The following is a 13,681-nucleotide window of genomic DNA, read 5'->3' as shown; positions in this document are numbered from 1 at the left end:
AACAGCCGGTCATCACGACCGGCTGTTTCATGTTATAAATGGTACGTGTTTCGCGAGTAAATCGGGTTTCGCAAATAAACCCGGCAGATTTGCAAGTGCCGAGGTGGAATGCGCAAGTAAATGCGTACGTTTCGCAAGCAAATCGGGTTTCGCAAGTAAACCGGGTTTCGCAAGTAAGCCCAGCGAATTCGCAAGTAACCGCGTACGTTTCGCAAGTAAACCGGGTTTCGCAAGTAAGCCCAGCGAATTCGCAAGTGTCGAAGTGGAATTCGCAAGTAACCGCACACGTTTCGCGAGTAAAACCGAATTCGCAAATAAACCCGGCAGATTCGCAAGTGCCGAGGTGGAATGCGCAAGTAAACGCCCGCATTTCGCAAGTAACCCGCCAGCCACTGTCATTCCGTTATAACTCAGTCGATATACCAGCCGTTTTTGGGTATACTGAATACATTGGCAAGGAGGGCGTCGCGTGCGAAAGGCAATTTTTTATTTAATACCCGTTATTTGCATCATCTTGGTTGTTTTATTGTATAATGAGCAATTCGGCGCCATTCCATTTTTGTTATTGTCCATCTATTTATTTTACGCAGGCTGGAAATTACTGAACCGGGCTAAAAAGAAATCACGGTAGCAGAGCTGGTCCGGTTTGTATATAATGAATGAGTTAATGCGAGGAGAAGGGAAGTGCAAGTTTTGAATATACGTGAAATGACGAAAGAAGAAATGCAGGAAGAAGCGCTGATCGATCTGGCGTTTGCGGTGCTCGAGGAGCGGCGTGAAACCATGACATATCAGGAACTGGTAGCGGAAATTTCAACGCTGCAGGGCCTGCCGCCGGAAGAACTGAAAGCGCGGCTCGTCCAATTCTATACGGACCTGAACATCGACGGTCGCTTTCTTATTCTTGGGGAAAACCGCTGGGGAATCCGGGAATGGTATCCGGTTGAACAGATTGAAGAAGAATCTGCACCGACTGTGAAAACGCGTAAGAAGAAAGCGAAAAAGGTTGTTGAAGAGGAAGACGAAGAGTTGGAAATCGATGAGGACGAACTGGAAGGCTTCGACGACTTTGATGACGTGGACGACGACGATGACGATGACGATGATGACGATGATGTCACACCTGCTGTAACTGCTGACGATCCGGATGCTGTCGCAGACGTCGAAGTCCTGGACTTTGATGATGACGATGACGAGGAAGTTGATGAAATTGAAGGTCTCGTCGTTGAAGATGAAGATTTTGACGATGCAGATGAAGACGACAGCGAAGACGAGGACGAGGAACAGAAGTAACAGGTCATTTCGTCTTGACTTCCTGCCGCTGACCGGATAAGATTTTATTGGGCTCCTTAAAAAGGAGAAACGAAGGATACAGTTAATGCGCTCCCCCTGCAGCTGCAGGCGGAGCGCATTTATTTTTTTTATTTTGAGGAGGAAAAAGTGTGACAAAGTACATTTTCGTGACTGGCGGTGTCGTTTCATCACTCGGAAAAGGGATTACGGCCGCATCGCTTGGCCGCCTGCTGAAAAATCGGGGACTGAACGTAACGATCCAGAAATTTGATCCCTATATCAACGTGGACCCGGGTACCATGAGCCCGTATCAGCACGGTGAAGTTTTCGTGACAGGCGATGGCGCGGAAACGGATCTTGATCTCGGCCATTATGAGCGGTTTATCGATATCAATCTGAATAAATACTCGAACGTAACGACAGGGAAAGTGTATTCGACTGTCCTTCGGAAAGAGCGGCGCGGCGATTACCTTGGCGGCACCGTGCAGGTGATTCCGCATATTACAAATGAAATCAAGGAACGGCTCGTACGGGCTGGCAAAGAAGCCCACGCGGATGTCGTCATCACGGAAATCGGCGGCACGGTCGGTGATATTGAATCCCTTCCATTCCTTGAAGCGATCCGCCAGATGCGGTCGGATTTCGGCCGCGATGATGTCATGTACATTCACTGTACACTGATTCCGTATATTCGGGCTGCGGGAGAACTGAAAACGAAACCAACGCAGCACAGCGTAAAAGAACTGCGTTCGCTCGGCATCCAGCCGAACCTCATCGTGGTGCGGACAGAACAGCCGGTACCGCAGGAAATGAAAGATAAAATTGCTCTGTTCTGTGATATCCGGGCAGATGAAGTCATTGAAGCGCGCGACGCGGAAACATTGTACGAAATCCCGCTTCACCTGCAGGCACAGAACATGGATCAGATCGTTCTCGATCACTTGGGCATCGACGCACCGGAAGCGGATATGGAAGAGTGGAAAGCGCTCATCGACCGCGTGAAGTCACTGAAAAAGAAGGTCCGCATCGCACTCGTCGGCAAATATGTGGAGCTGCAGGATGCCTATATTTCCGTTGTGGAATCACTGAAGCATGCCGGATTCGCTTTTGATGCAGAAGTCGAAGTGGAATGGGTCAACGCGGAGCACGTTAATGATGATAACGTAGCCGACTTGCTTGCGGGCTGTGATGGTGTCCTGGTGCCGGGCGGTTTCGGCGACCGCGGCATCGAAGGAAAGATCACGGCAATCCGTCATGTACGGGAAAACAAAATTCCGTTCTTTGGCATTTGTCTCGGCATGCAGCTGGCTTCTGTTGAATTTGCCCGCAATGTGATGAAGTTGAATGCTGCGCACTCCTCAGAATTGAATGCGGAAACAGCTTATCCGGTCATCGACTTGCTGCCGGAGCAGAAAGATGTCGAAGATCTCGGCGGCACACTCCGTCTCGGCCTTTATCCCGCTAAGCTCCAGAAAGATTCAAAGGCGTTTGAAGCGTACGGCGAGGAACTCGTTTACGAGCGTCACCGTCACCGTTATGAATTCAATAATGAATTCCGTGAAGAATTCGAAACAGCCGGCTTCATCTTTTCAGGCACGAGCCCGGACGGCCGGCTTGTCGAAGTGATCGAGCTGCCGGATCATCCATGGTTCGTCGCTTCGCAGTTCCATCCGGAATTCGTGTCGCGGCCAACTCGTCCGCAGCCGCTGTTCCGTGAATTCATCCGGGCATCGCTCGGTGAAGAAGCATAAGAACAGTCAAAAGCTCCCCGATCACAATTTGTGATCGGGGAGCTTTTTTACAAAGGTACCTGCGCTTTTCTTTGTCTAGCTCATTCGCCAGACCGTACGCTGATTTCACGCCCTCCGCCGGAAACAGGTTTCCGGGTCGGCCGTTCCAATCCGCTGTTGGAGGCCCACAGAATGTGGGTCATGCAACCGTTACGACAGGATGTCGTGCTTTTAGGTTGCGTTCCTCAGTCCGGCTCACTCCGCTTTTCCTTTGTCCAGTCTCCGGTACCTAGCCCCTCGAGTCGCTTCGAACTTGCCGGCGATGGCAAAGAACGCCATCGCTTGCAGGCTCTCCAGCGCTTGTCGGGGCTTTCAAGGAACCTCCACTTTTCTCGTTGTCCAGTTTCCGCGCTCAGACTCTCGGGGTCATAAGTCACCGCACGCCGGAAATCGGGATTTCCTCTGTGCGTCGCCTTATGCCTGTCGAAGGCCCGCGGGAAGCGGGTCATGCAACCGTTGCGACAGGATGTCGCGCTCTTAGGTTGCGCTCCTCAAAACGAGCGCCTCAACTTTTCTCATTGTCTAGCTCATTCGCCAGACCGTACGCTGATTTCACGCCCTCCGCCGGAAACAGGTTTCCGGGTCGGCCGTTCCAATCCGCTATCGGTCTTTCACGGCTCACTCCGCTTTTCCTTTGTCCAGTTTCCGCGCTCAGACTCTCGGGGTCATAAGTCACCGCACGCCGGAAATCGGGATTTCCTCTGTGCGTCGCCTTATGCCTGTCGAGTCTTTCACAGCTCACTCCGCTTTTCTACTCTCCCAGCATTTCGTCGATGTCCATTTTCACCGCATGATAAACGAAGAGGGCAGCGAGCGCATGGGGTACGACGGTCCGGCCACCGGAATCATCCGGCAGAAGGCCTTTGTCGATGCCAAGAGACAGAAACGCATCCGCATCCGGGTTGTCGTATGTTTCTGCACTTAAATAAGCGAATGGGATGAACTGGCCGGCGAGGTCCTGCGCCAGCGCCGCCCCTTCATCGTTCCGGGCCAGGATCCATACCCGGTCGGCGCTTGCCAGTTCGGTTCCGGGCTGCCAGCGTGCGGCGGACGGGAGCGGTTCTGCCCCGTCCAGCGCCGTTGCTGCTACGGCTTCCATTTCACCGAATGCCGCCAGGTAAATGATGCCTTCGCCGATGGCTGCCTGTGCGAGCACGCGCGCTGTATCTTCTATCGCTTCTTCCTGCTTGCCGATGCGCTGGAATAAGCCGGTCAGCTGGGTTGTCAGTATTTTCATTGGGATCACCTCACCGCAAGAGTATACCAGAAAGGCGGAGTGAATCAAAAACAGGTACAATGGGAACAAAAGGGGGCTCCGGAAATGAAAACCATTTTGATTGTTGATGATCAGCCGGGCATCCGGCTGCTGCTTGCTGAAGTGTTCAAAAAAGAAGGTTATCATACAGTGCTTGCGTCGAACGGCATCGAAGCGCTCCGCAAGACAGATGAGACAGCACCGGATGCCGTGCTGCTTGATATGAAGATACCGGGGATGAACGGAATCGAAATCCTGAAACGGCTGAAAGCTGAAAAGCCGGACCTGCCCATTATGATGATGACTGCATACGGTGAACTCGACCTGATCGAAGAATCTGTATCGCTCGGGGCCGTCCGCTATTTCACAAAGCCGTTCGATATATTCGAAGTCCGGGATGCCGTTATCCAGCTCCTGAATCCTTGAGGTGGCTGGCTGGTGGTCAACCGCCATGCTTTTTGGTATGATAGGAAAGGAATTATGCGATAGATTTTTTAGGAGGATACAATAATGCCGTTAGTGTCAATGAAAGATATGATGATCAAAGGAAAACAGGAAGGTTATGCCGTCGGCCAATTCAATCTGAACAACCTGGAATTCACGCAAGGGATTCTGCAGGCTGCTCAGGAAGAAAACTCTCCGCTGATCTGTGGCGTGTCAGAAGGCGCTGCCCGCTATATGGGCGGATTCTATACGGTCGTTCAGATGGTGAAAGGTCTGATGGAAGACTATAAGATCACCGTTCCTGTTGCGATTCACCTTGATCATGGTTCAAGCTTCGAGAAATGCAAGGAAGCGATCGATGCAGGATTTACATCTGTCATGATCGATGCATCGCATCATCCTGTCGAAGAAAACATCGAAGTCACGAAAAAAGTAGTGGAGTATGCGCATGCACGCGGCGTTTCAGTTGAAGCGGAACTGGGCGTTGTCGGCGGCCAGGAAGATGATGTGATCGCTGATGGCGTTATTTATGCCGATCCGGAAGAATGCCGCCAGCTCGTCGAACAGACAGGCATTGACTGTCTCGCACCGGCACTCGGTTCTGTTCATGGTCCATATAAAGGGGAACCGAATCTCGGTTTTGAAGAAATGGAAATCATTTCGAAGCAGTCGGACGTACCGCTTGTTCTGCATGGTGGAACCGGCATTCCGGTGAAGGATGTACAGCGTGCAATTTCCCTTGGCACTTCAAAGATCAACGTCAATACAGAGAGCCAGATTGCAGCCACGGAGGCAATCCGTGATGCGCTGAATAAAGACCAGGACGTCTATGATCCGCGCAAATATCTCGGGCCTGCCCGCGAAGCGATCAAAGAAACCGTCAAAGGCAAAATGCGCGATTTCGGCAGCTCGCAAAAAGCATAATTGTATTCATTAACATAAATGGAATAGAAGAGAGAAGGGCCAGCAGGTATCTTCTCTCTTTTACAATATTACAGGAGGGGTATACAAATGAAATTTTTTATTGATACAGCCAATTTTGATGAAATTAAAGAAGCGCATTCATGGGGGATCCTCTCAGGGGTCACAACAAACCCGTCACTCGTGGCGAAAGAGAAAAACGTATCGTTCCATGACCGCCTGAAAGAAATTGCAGACCTCGTCGACGGCCCGATCAGCGGAGAAGTCATTTCGCTTGATGCGGAAGGCATGCTGAAAGAAGGCCGGGAACTGGCGGCGATTGCACCGAATATCGTTGTAAAACTCCCGATGACACCGGAAGGTCTGAAAGCCTGTGCCGTTCTTACATCTGAAGGCATCAAAACGAATGTAACACTCATTTTCTCTGTCAACCAGGCATTGCTTGCTGCGCGTGCAGGGGCGACATTCGTTTCGCCGTTCCTCGGACGTCTGGATGATATCGGCCATAACGGCATGGATCTGATTGATCAAATCGCTCAAATCTTTATTGTGCATAACATTGACACGGAAATCATCGCGGCTTCCATCCGCCATCCGCAGCACGTGACAGACGCGGCGCTGAACGGTGCCCATATCGGCACAATGCCGATCAAAGTCATGCAGCAGATGTTCAAGCACCCGCTGACGGACAAAGGAATCGAAGCATTCCTGGCCGATTGGGAAAAACGGAAGTCAGAGTAAGGGGAATCAGAATGGATGTATACAAAATCCGGGGCGGGAAACGCCTCTCCGGAACCATTAAAGTGAATGGCGCGAAGAACAGTGCAGTTGCATTGATTCCCGCCTCGATTTTGGCGAGTTCACCTGTACAGATTGACGGACTGCCGGAAATTTCGGATGTGTGGACGCTGAAAAGTATTCTGGAAGAAATCGGCGGACAAGTCACGTTCAAGGACGGCACAATGGAAATCGATCCTTCTCAAATGACAGATATGCCGCTGCCGAACGGCAACGTAAAAAAACTGCGCGCTTCCTATTATATGATGGGGGCGATGCTCGGCCGGTTCAAACATGCAGTCATCGGTATGCCCGGCGGCTGTTTCCTTGGACCGCGGCCGATCGACCAGCACATCAAGGGCTTTGAAGCACTCGGTGCAACGGTCACCAATGAACACGGAGCCATCTATCTCCGGGCAGACGAACTTCGCGGCGCCAAGATTTACCTGGACGTCGCAAGTGTCGGTGCGACCATTAATATCATGCTGGCAGCTGTGCGGGCAAAAGGACAGACTGTCATTGAAAACGCGGCGAAAGAACCGGAAATCATTGACGTTGCCACGCTTTTGACCAATATGGGCGCAAAAATCAAGGGAGCCGGCACAAGTGTGATTCGGATCGACGGTGTGGATGAACTCCACGGCACCCGTCACACGATCATTCCTGACCGCATCGAAGCAGGCACATTCATGATCATGGCAGCCGCCATTGGCGATGGCATCAAAATCGATAATGTGATTCCGTTTCATTTGGAAGCGCTGATCGCCAAATTACGGGAGATGGGTGTCGAAGTGGAAGAAGGCGAAGAGTCGATCTTTATCCCAAGGGCCGAATCCCTTCGTTCCGTTGATGTAAAGACACTTGTCTACCCAGGTTTTCCGACGGATCTGCAACAGCCGTTTTCCGTGTTGATGACCCAGGCGGAAGGTGCCTCGATTGTTACGGACACCGTCTACTCCGCGCGCTTTAAGCACATTGATGAATTGCGCCGGATGAACGCGGAAGGACGGGTGGAAGGCCAGATGGCTGTCCTGTTCGGACCGACGCCGCTCAACGCGGCAAACGTGAAAGCCAGTGATCTGCGCGCAGGCGCAGCACTCGTCATTGCCGGATTGCTTGCGGAAGGGGAAACGGAAGTTCGCGATATTTACCATGTGGAGCGCGGTTATTCCAACCTGACCGATAAGCTTCAGGGTCTTGGAGCCGACATCCGGAAAGAGACTGCGGAACCGGTGCCCGGCATGAAATTCAACAGCAGAAACGGCTGAAAATTCTGCTTCCCGGCCACTGGGAATATGCTACAATAGTATAGATAGTGTGAACGGGGGGCTGGAAAAATGGAGCGAAGTTTATCGATGGAGTTGGTCCGCGTGACTGAAGCGGCAGCAATTGCTTCAGCCAGATGGATGGGACGCGGCCTGAAAAACGAAGCGGACGATGCAGCGACAAGTGCCATGCGGACAGTTTTCGATACGATTCCGATGCAGGGTGTGGTTGTAATCGGAGAAGGCGAAATGGACGAAGCGCCGATGCTTTATATCGGCGAAGAGCTTGGAACCGGTCATGGACCTGAAGTGGATGTGGCAGTCGATCCGCTGGAAGGCACGAACATCGTGGCATCCGGCGGCTGGAATGCGCTGGCCGTACTGGCCGTTGCAGATCGCGGAAACCTGTTGAACGCACCTGACATGTACATGGATAAAATCGCTGTCGGGCCGGAAGCGGTCGGCAAAGTCGACATCAACGCACCGGTGATCGACAACCTTCGGGCAGTGGCAAAAGCGAAGAATAAAAACATTGAAGATGTGGTGGCAACGATTCTGAACCGGGAACGCCATGCGGAGATCATTGAACAGATCCGTGAAGCCGGCGCGCGCATCAAGCTGATCAGCGACGGCGATGTAGCGGGAGCCATCAATACCGCTTTTGAACAGACAGGTGTAGACATTCTGTTTGGATCCGGCGGCGCTCCGGAAGGTGTCATCGCTGCAGTGGGCCTCAAATGCCTCGGCGGAGAACTTCAAGGAAAATTGCTGCCGCAGAATGCTGAAGAGGAAGAGCGCTGCAGACAGATGGGACTCGACGTCAATAAAGTTCTCTACATGGATGATCTTGTGAAAGGTGAAGATGCCATTTTCGCTGCGACCGGTGTTACGGATGGTGAATTGCTCCGCGGCGTTCGAGTCCAAGGGGCATCCAGCATGACCCATTCGCTCGTCATGCGTGCAAAATCCGGCACTGTCCGTTTTGTCGAAGGACAGCACAGCCTCCAGAAAAAACCGAATCTTGTGATGAACGATTAATCTTGAAACCTGTGCCCGGCTGACCGCCGGGCTCCTTCTATTACTGATTTATCAACCCCAATCCTGTTTTCCATCCCGATAATTCCAAAAAATGAATAAGAGTGGTGTACATCATGGCAACAATAACCATCTCCTCATTGGAGAATATGACGTTGAAAGAGCTGTATGCTCTGGCGCGTGAATACAAATTGACTAATTACAGCAAACTTACAAAGAAAGAACTCATTTTCGCAATCCTGAAGACCCGTGCGGAACAGGAAGGCTTTTTCTTCATGGAAGGCGTACTGGAAATCATCCAGTCGGAAGGCTTTGGATTCCTGCGCCCGATCAATTACTCCCCGAGTTCACAAGACATCTACATTTCCGCATCGCAAATCCGGCGCTTTGATCTACGGAACGGAGATAAAGTATCCGGGAAAGTACGGCCGCCAAAAGAAAATGAACGCTATTTCGGTCTCTTGCAAGTGGAAGCGGTTAACGGGGAAGATCCGGAAGTCGCAAAAGAACGCGTCCATTTCCCGGGTCTTACACCGCTGTATCCGGATCGCCAGATCAAACTGGAATCCACGTCCGGCCGTCTATCGAGCCGCATCATTGATCTGGTTGCGCCAGTCGGTTTCGGTCAGCGCGGACTCATCGTCGCTCCGCCGAAAGCCGGAAAGACCATGTTGCTGAAAGAAGTGGCCAATTCCATCACAGTCAATTATCCGGAAGCGGAATTGATCGTATTACTGATCGATGAACGTCCGGAAGAAGTAACGGACATTGAGCGGTCCGTCGATGCCGACGTTGTCTCTTCGACGTTCGATGAAGTGCCGGATAACCATGTAAAAGTTGCAGAACTCGTACTCGAGCGCGCGATGCGCCTTGTCGAACATAAACGGGATGTCATCATTCTGATGGATTCCATCACCCGCCTGGCCCGTGCGTACAATCTGGTCATCCCGCCAAGCGGCCGTACCCTCTCCGGCGGAATCGATCCGGCCGCATTCCACAGACCGAAGCGCTTTTTCGGTGCTGCCCGGAACATTGAAGAAGGCGGCAGCTTGACTATCCTGGCGACTGCCCTTGTTGAAACCGGCTCCCGGATGGACGAAGTCATTTATGAAGAGTTCAAAGGAACCGGCAACATGGAACTGCACCTGGACCGGAGCCTTGCCGAACGGCGCATCTTCCCGGCGCTTGACGTCCGCCGCTCCGGCACCCGGAAAGAGGAATTGCTGCTGGATGCCGATCAGCTTGAAAAACTATGGCTCATCCGCAAAACTTTCTCTGATTCCCATGATTTCGGCGAACGCTTCCTGCGCAAGTTGAAACAGACGAAGACCAATGAAGAGTTCTTTGACCAGCTGACCGGGGAAATCCGGGCCCATAAAAGCAGCAAAGGGTTACTTTAATTAAATAAGTTTATGAACCCGCCGATTCCCGTCTGAATCGGCGGGTTTTTATTATGGATGAGAGTGAAGTGAATTCATTTAATCTTAAAACGCATGTACGATGAAACATGAAATCCATTTTATGGAATAATAGTTCGAGTTTCCTCTCTGATAAATCTTAAAGAGCACTCATATGGTCTTAAAGAGCGTTCAGCCGTTCTTAAAGAGCGTCCAAGCAATCTTTAAATGCACTCAACCGATTTTAAAAGGCGTTCAGCCGGCCTTAAAGAGCGTTCAGCCGCTTTTAATCGCTATTAACAAAAAAACAACGAAACTTACAAAACTTGTTGTGATTTCAATAGTCTTTTTCTCCGCCGAAGCCATGAGTTTCCATTTTCACCGCATTCCTGCATGCCAAAATACATTCTTTAAATCCGAGCAAACATCTTGCACCTGAATCCTATCCTTGTTATACTAGGTTTTGTAAGTCAAAGGAACCCGTGCATATACGGCCTAAGGAGCCGTGTAAGGCAAAGGTCATCAACCGTTAAACTCTGTTCCGGATGGATCAGGGCAGGAGGAGTTAATACTATGAAATCAGCAATTCACCCAGATTACAAACAAGCAACAGTCACATGTTCTTGCGGAAACACGTTCCATACTGGTTCCGTTAAAGAAGACATCCGTGTAGAGGTTTGCAACGAATGCCACCCATTCTACACAGGCCGCCAGAAATTCGCAGCTGCGGATGGCCGTGTTGACCGTTTCAACAAAAAATATGGCATCAAATCAGACAACGAATAAGTTGGACGACCGGTACCCGGCATGCAGATCACTGCACGCCGGGTATTTTTCTTTTGGCAGGCCGCCCAAGGAGTCCGGGCAGTTTCTAAAAATAAGTGCGGAAATCGGCGTCATTTTTCGGTATGATAAGAGATAGACCGAATGGCGAAAGGAGCACAAGAAACAATGTACGTAATGAAACAATCGGGCTGGGTGGAAGTGATCTGCGGCAGCATGTTCTCAGGGAAATCAGAGGAGCTGATCCGCCGCATCCGCCGGGCGCAATTTGCCAAACAGCAAATCGCCGTTTTTAAACCGCGAATCGATGACCGCTACAGCAAGGAAGCGGTCGTTTCCCATAATGGATCGACGGTGATTGCCCATCCGATCAGCCATTCTGATGAGATGTGGAAGTATATCACAGATGAATTTGATGTCATTGCAATAGATGAAGCCCAATTTTTTGATGAGGCGATTACAGAAAATGTACAAAAGCTGGCCGATCATGGCTTTCGGGTGATCGTCGCCGGCTTGGATCAGGATTTCCGCGGCAAACCGTTTGGTCCGATGCCGGATTTATTGTCGGTTGCCGAGCAAGTGACGAAATTGCAGGCCGTATGCACGGTATGCGGATCACCTGCCAGCCGCACGCAGCGGCTGATCGACGGCCGGCCTGCCGGAGCGGATGATCCCATCATTCTTGTCGGGGCATCCGAAGCCTACGAGCCCCGCTGCCGGCATCATCATGAGGTGCCCGCAGGTGTAACGGTTACGGAATTTTAGAACGGGGTGTGAATGGAAGATGAGTGGAATTTTTGACAGGCTGCAGACGCTCGAAGACCGGTATGACCGGCTCAATGAAATGCTGAGCGATCCGGATATTATTAATGATACAACCAAATTGCGGGAGTATTCGAAAGAGCAGTCGGATCTGCAGGCTACGGTGGATGCTTATCGGGAATATAAAGATGTATCAGCTCAGCTGAGCGACGCGAAAACGATGCTGGATGATAAAATGGACGCGGATATGCGCGAAATGGTGAAAGAAGAGCTGAACGAGCTCGAAGACCGCCGCGAACAGCTGGAAGAACGACTGCATATGCTGCTGCTGCCGAAAGATCCGAATGATGACAAAAACGTCATCATGGAAGTGCGGGGGGCAGCGGGCGGAGACGAAGCGGCATTATTTGCAGGGGATCTGTACCGGATGTACAGCCGCTATGCGGAAGCGAACGGCTGGAAAGTTCAAGTGATGGACGCTTCTCCGACCGGTCTCGGCGGATTCAAGGAAGTGGTCTTCATGATTACCGGGAAAGGCGCTTATTCCCGCATGAAATACGAAAACGGGGCACACCGCGTGCAGCGGGTGCCGGAAACGGAATCAGGCGGACGTATCCATACGTCAACGGCGACAGTCGCCTGTCTGGCCGAAGCGGAAGAAGTGGAAGTTGAGATTCATGATAACGACATCCGGGTGGACACGTATGCATCAAGCGGCGCCGGCGGCCAGTCGGTCAATACGACCATGTCGGCAGTCCGGCTGACACATTTGCCGACGGGTACTGTCGTAACATGCCAGGACGAAAAATCGCAGATCAAAAATAAGGAATCCGCGATGAAAGTGCTGCGTGCCCGCGTCTATGATAAATTCCAGCAGGAAGCCCAAGCTGAATATGATGCTGTACGGAAGTCAGCTGTCGGAACCGGCGACCGCTCGGAACGCATTCGGACGTACAACTTCCCGCAGAACCGGGTGACAGACCACCGCATCGGGTTGACTATCCAGAAATTGGATCAGATCTTGCAGGGAAAGATGGATGAAATCATCGACGCATTGATTGTGGAAGAACAATCGGCGAAAATGGAGTCATTGAATGAACAGCAAGGATAAACGAATTTATGAGGCCCTGAACGGGGCTTCTTCTTATTTAAAGGCGCAAGGCCGGGAAGAGGGCGCAGCGCGCATTCTGCTGCAGCATGTATTAGGTCTGAATCAGACTGCATTGCTCGCTTCTTTGCGCGATCCGCTGGACAATGAAACCGAAAAGCGTTATTTTGAATTAATCAATCAGCATGCAGCGGGTATCCCGGTGCAGCACCTGACCGGACAGGAAGAATTTTACGGCCGGACATTCCTCGTGAATCCGGATGTCCTCATTCCGCGTCCGGAAACCGAAGAATTAATTGAAGAAACACTCCGGCTCATTCCGGAAGTGTTTGGTAATCGGCAGCTGAACGTTGCGGATATCGGAACGGGGAGCGGCATTATCGGCATCACGATGAAATGCGAACTGCCGGAAGCGCAAGTAACAGCGACGGATATTTCGCGGCCGGCACTCGAGACGGCACAAAAAAACGCCGACCGGCTTGATGCGGAAGTCGCGTTCCGGCTCGGTCATCTTACCGGGCCGCTCGCCGGCAGCAAATGGGATGTAGTGCTGTCGAACCCGCCGTATATCGGACAGGAAGAAGCGGATACGCTGGCTGATACGGTCAGAGATCACGAGCCGCATACCGCATTGTTCGCCGACCGTCATGGTCTTTCCCTATATGAGGAACTGGCGGAAAAACTGCCGGCACTCATGAACCGGCCGGCGCTCATCGGTTTTGAAATCGGCTATATGCAGGGCCAAGCGGTGAAACAACTGCTTGAACAGGCATTTCCGAAAGCGGAAACTTCGGTAAAACAAGATATCAATGGCAAGGACCGGATGGTGTTCTGCATCATCCGGTGACTGC

General features: G+C 51.5%; 15 protein-coding genes. 13 read left to right on the top strand and 2 right to left on the bottom strand.

Annotated features, from left to right (window positions below; translation table 11 throughout):
- Nucleotides 1-27: 27 nt before the first annotated feature.
- Nucleotides 28-399 (bottom strand): hypothetical protein, encoded by a 372-nt coding sequence (locus B0X71_RS15070; protein WP_077590190.1) that lies wholly within the window; start codon nt 397-399, stop codon nt 28-30.
- A gap of 70 nt (nt 400-469) precedes the next feature.
- On the opposite strand from B0X71_RS15070, the gene B0X71_RS21270 reads away from it, so the two are divergent.
- The 3 genes from B0X71_RS21270 to B0X71_RS15060 all read left to right on the top strand — a co-directional run bounded on the left by B0X71_RS21270 (nt 470) and on the right by B0X71_RS15060 (nt 3,044).
- Nucleotides 470-631: a hypothetical protein gene (locus B0X71_RS21270; RefSeq protein WP_198038627.1), complete on the top strand. Its 162-nt coding sequence runs from the start codon at nt 470-472 to the stop codon at nt 629-631.
- Nucleotides 632-693: 62 nt separating this feature from the next.
- Nucleotides 694-1,293, top strand: coding sequence for a DNA-directed RNA polymerase subunit delta (rpoE, locus tag B0X71_RS15065; RefSeq protein ID WP_077591028.1), 600 nt, complete (start codon nt 694-696; stop codon nt 1,291-1,293).
- A 149-nt stretch (nt 1,294-1,442) separates the two neighbouring features.
- A complete protein-coding gene (locus B0X71_RS15060) occupies nt 1,443-3,044 on the top strand; it encodes a CTP synthase (RefSeq protein WP_077590189.1) in 1,602 nt (533 codons plus the stop codon).
- Between the two features lie 790 nt (nt 3,045-3,834).
- On the opposite strand, the gene B0X71_RS15050 is transcribed toward B0X71_RS15060, so the two are convergent.
- The gene (locus B0X71_RS15050) at nt 3,835-4,320 is read right to left on the bottom strand and encodes a DUF2529 family protein (RefSeq protein WP_077590187.1); all 486 of its coding nucleotides are present in this window, start codon (nt 4,318-4,320) and stop codon (nt 3,835-3,837) included.
- A gap of 84 nt (nt 4,321-4,404) precedes the next feature.
- Here B0X71_RS15050 and B0X71_RS15045 point away from each other — a divergent pair, with 84 nt between their 5' ends.
- The 10 genes from B0X71_RS15045 to prmC all read left to right on the top strand — a co-directional run bounded on the left by B0X71_RS15045 (nt 4,405) and on the right by prmC (nt 13,677).
- On the top strand, nt 4,405-4,764 hold the full coding sequence (locus B0X71_RS15045; protein ID WP_077590186.1) for a response regulator: 360 nt from the start codon (nt 4,405-4,407) through the stop codon (nt 4,762-4,764).
- Nucleotides 4,765-4,848: 84 nt separating this feature from the next.
- Nucleotides 4,849-5,706, top strand: a complete 858-nt coding sequence (locus tag B0X71_RS15040; RefSeq protein WP_077590185.1) for a class II fructose-bisphosphate aldolase — start codon at nt 4,849-4,851, stop codon at nt 5,704-5,706.
- A gap of 87 nt (nt 5,707-5,793) precedes the next feature.
- Nucleotides 5,794-6,444 (top strand): fructose-6-phosphate aldolase, encoded by a 651-nt coding sequence (gene fsa / locus B0X71_RS15035; RefSeq protein WP_077590184.1) that lies wholly within the window; start codon nt 5,794-5,796, stop codon nt 6,442-6,444.
- Between the two features lie 11 nt (nt 6,445-6,455).
- Nucleotides 6,456-7,748: a UDP-N-acetylglucosamine 1-carboxyvinyltransferase gene (locus tag B0X71_RS15030; protein ID WP_077590183.1), complete on the top strand. Its 1,293-nt coding sequence runs from the start codon at nt 6,456-6,458 to the stop codon at nt 7,746-7,748.
- Between the two features lie 69 nt (nt 7,749-7,817).
- Entirely contained in the window at nt 7,818-8,783 is a 966-nt protein-coding gene (gene glpX, locus B0X71_RS15025) for a class II fructose-bisphosphatase (RefSeq protein ID WP_077590182.1), read from the top strand.
- Nucleotides 8,784-8,896: 113 nt separating this feature from the next.
- Nucleotides 8,897-10,180, top strand: a complete 1,284-nt coding sequence (gene rho / locus B0X71_RS15020) for a transcription termination factor Rho (protein ID WP_077590181.1) — start codon at nt 8,897-8,899, stop codon at nt 10,178-10,180.
- A 570-nt stretch (nt 10,181-10,750) separates the two neighbouring features.
- On the top strand, nt 10,751-10,963 hold the full coding sequence (rpmE, locus tag B0X71_RS15010) for a 50S ribosomal protein L31 (RefSeq protein ID WP_077590179.1): 213 nt from the start codon (nt 10,751-10,753) through the stop codon (nt 10,961-10,963).
- A gap of 165 nt (nt 10,964-11,128) precedes the next feature.
- A complete protein-coding gene (locus tag B0X71_RS15005) occupies nt 11,129-11,725 on the top strand; it encodes a thymidine kinase (protein WP_077591027.1) in 597 nt (198 codons plus the stop codon).
- A 28-nt stretch (nt 11,726-11,753) separates the two neighbouring features.
- On the top strand, nt 11,754-12,833 hold the full coding sequence (gene prfA, locus B0X71_RS15000) for a peptide chain release factor 1 (protein WP_077591026.1): 1,080 nt from the start codon (nt 11,754-11,756) through the stop codon (nt 12,831-12,833).
- Nucleotides 12,817-13,677: a peptide chain release factor N(5)-glutamine methyltransferase gene (prmC, locus tag B0X71_RS14995; protein ID WP_077590178.1), complete on the top strand. Its 861-nt coding sequence runs from the start codon at nt 12,817-12,819 to the stop codon at nt 13,675-13,677. The genes prfA and prmC overlap by 17 nt, the downstream gene beginning before the upstream one ends.
- Nucleotides 13,678-13,681 lie beyond the last annotated feature (4 nt).

Source organism: Planococcus lenghuensis (genome assembly GCF_001999905.1).
Taxonomy (GTDB): Bacteria; Bacillota; Bacilli; order Bacillales_A; family Planococcaceae; genus Indiicoccus; species Indiicoccus lenghuensis.
The sequence above is the reverse complement of the archived record's forward strand: the minus strand, read 5'-3'. Positions and strand labels throughout refer to the sequence as shown.

Coding starts and splice junctions, on each gene's coding strand:
- B0X71_RS15070 (WP_077590190.1), bottom strand. CDS start 399: ATGACAGTGGCTGGCGGGTTACTTGCGAAATGCGGGCGTTTACTTGCG.
- B0X71_RS15050 (WP_077590187.1), bottom strand. CDS start 4,320: ATGAAAATACTGACAACCCAGCTGACCGGCTTATTCCAGCGCATCGGC.
- B0X71_RS15045 (WP_077590186.1), top strand. CDS start 4,405: ATGAAAACCATTTTGATTGTTGATGATCAGCCGGGCATCCGGCTGCTG.
- B0X71_RS15040 (WP_077590185.1), top strand. CDS start 4,849: ATGCCGTTAGTGTCAATGAAAGATATGATGATCAAAGGAAAACAGGAA.
- fsa (WP_077590184.1), top strand. CDS start 5,794: ATGAAATTTTTTATTGATACAGCCAATTTTGATGAAATTAAAGAAGCG.
- B0X71_RS15030 (WP_077590183.1), top strand. CDS start 6,456: ATGGATGTATACAAAATCCGGGGCGGGAAACGCCTCTCCGGAACCATT.
- glpX (WP_077590182.1), top strand. CDS start 7,818: ATGGAGCGAAGTTTATCGATGGAGTTGGTCCGCGTGACTGAAGCGGCA.
- rho (WP_077590181.1), top strand. CDS start 8,897: ATGGCAACAATAACCATCTCCTCATTGGAGAATATGACGTTGAAAGAG.
- rpmE (WP_077590179.1), top strand. CDS start 10,751: ATGAAATCAGCAATTCACCCAGATTACAAACAAGCAACAGTCACATGT.
- B0X71_RS15005 (WP_077591027.1), top strand. CDS start 11,129: ATGTACGTAATGAAACAATCGGGCTGGGTGGAAGTGATCTGCGGCAGC.
- prmC (WP_077590178.1), top strand. CDS start 12,817: ATGAACAGCAAGGATAAACGAATTTATGAGGCCCTGAACGGGGCTTCT.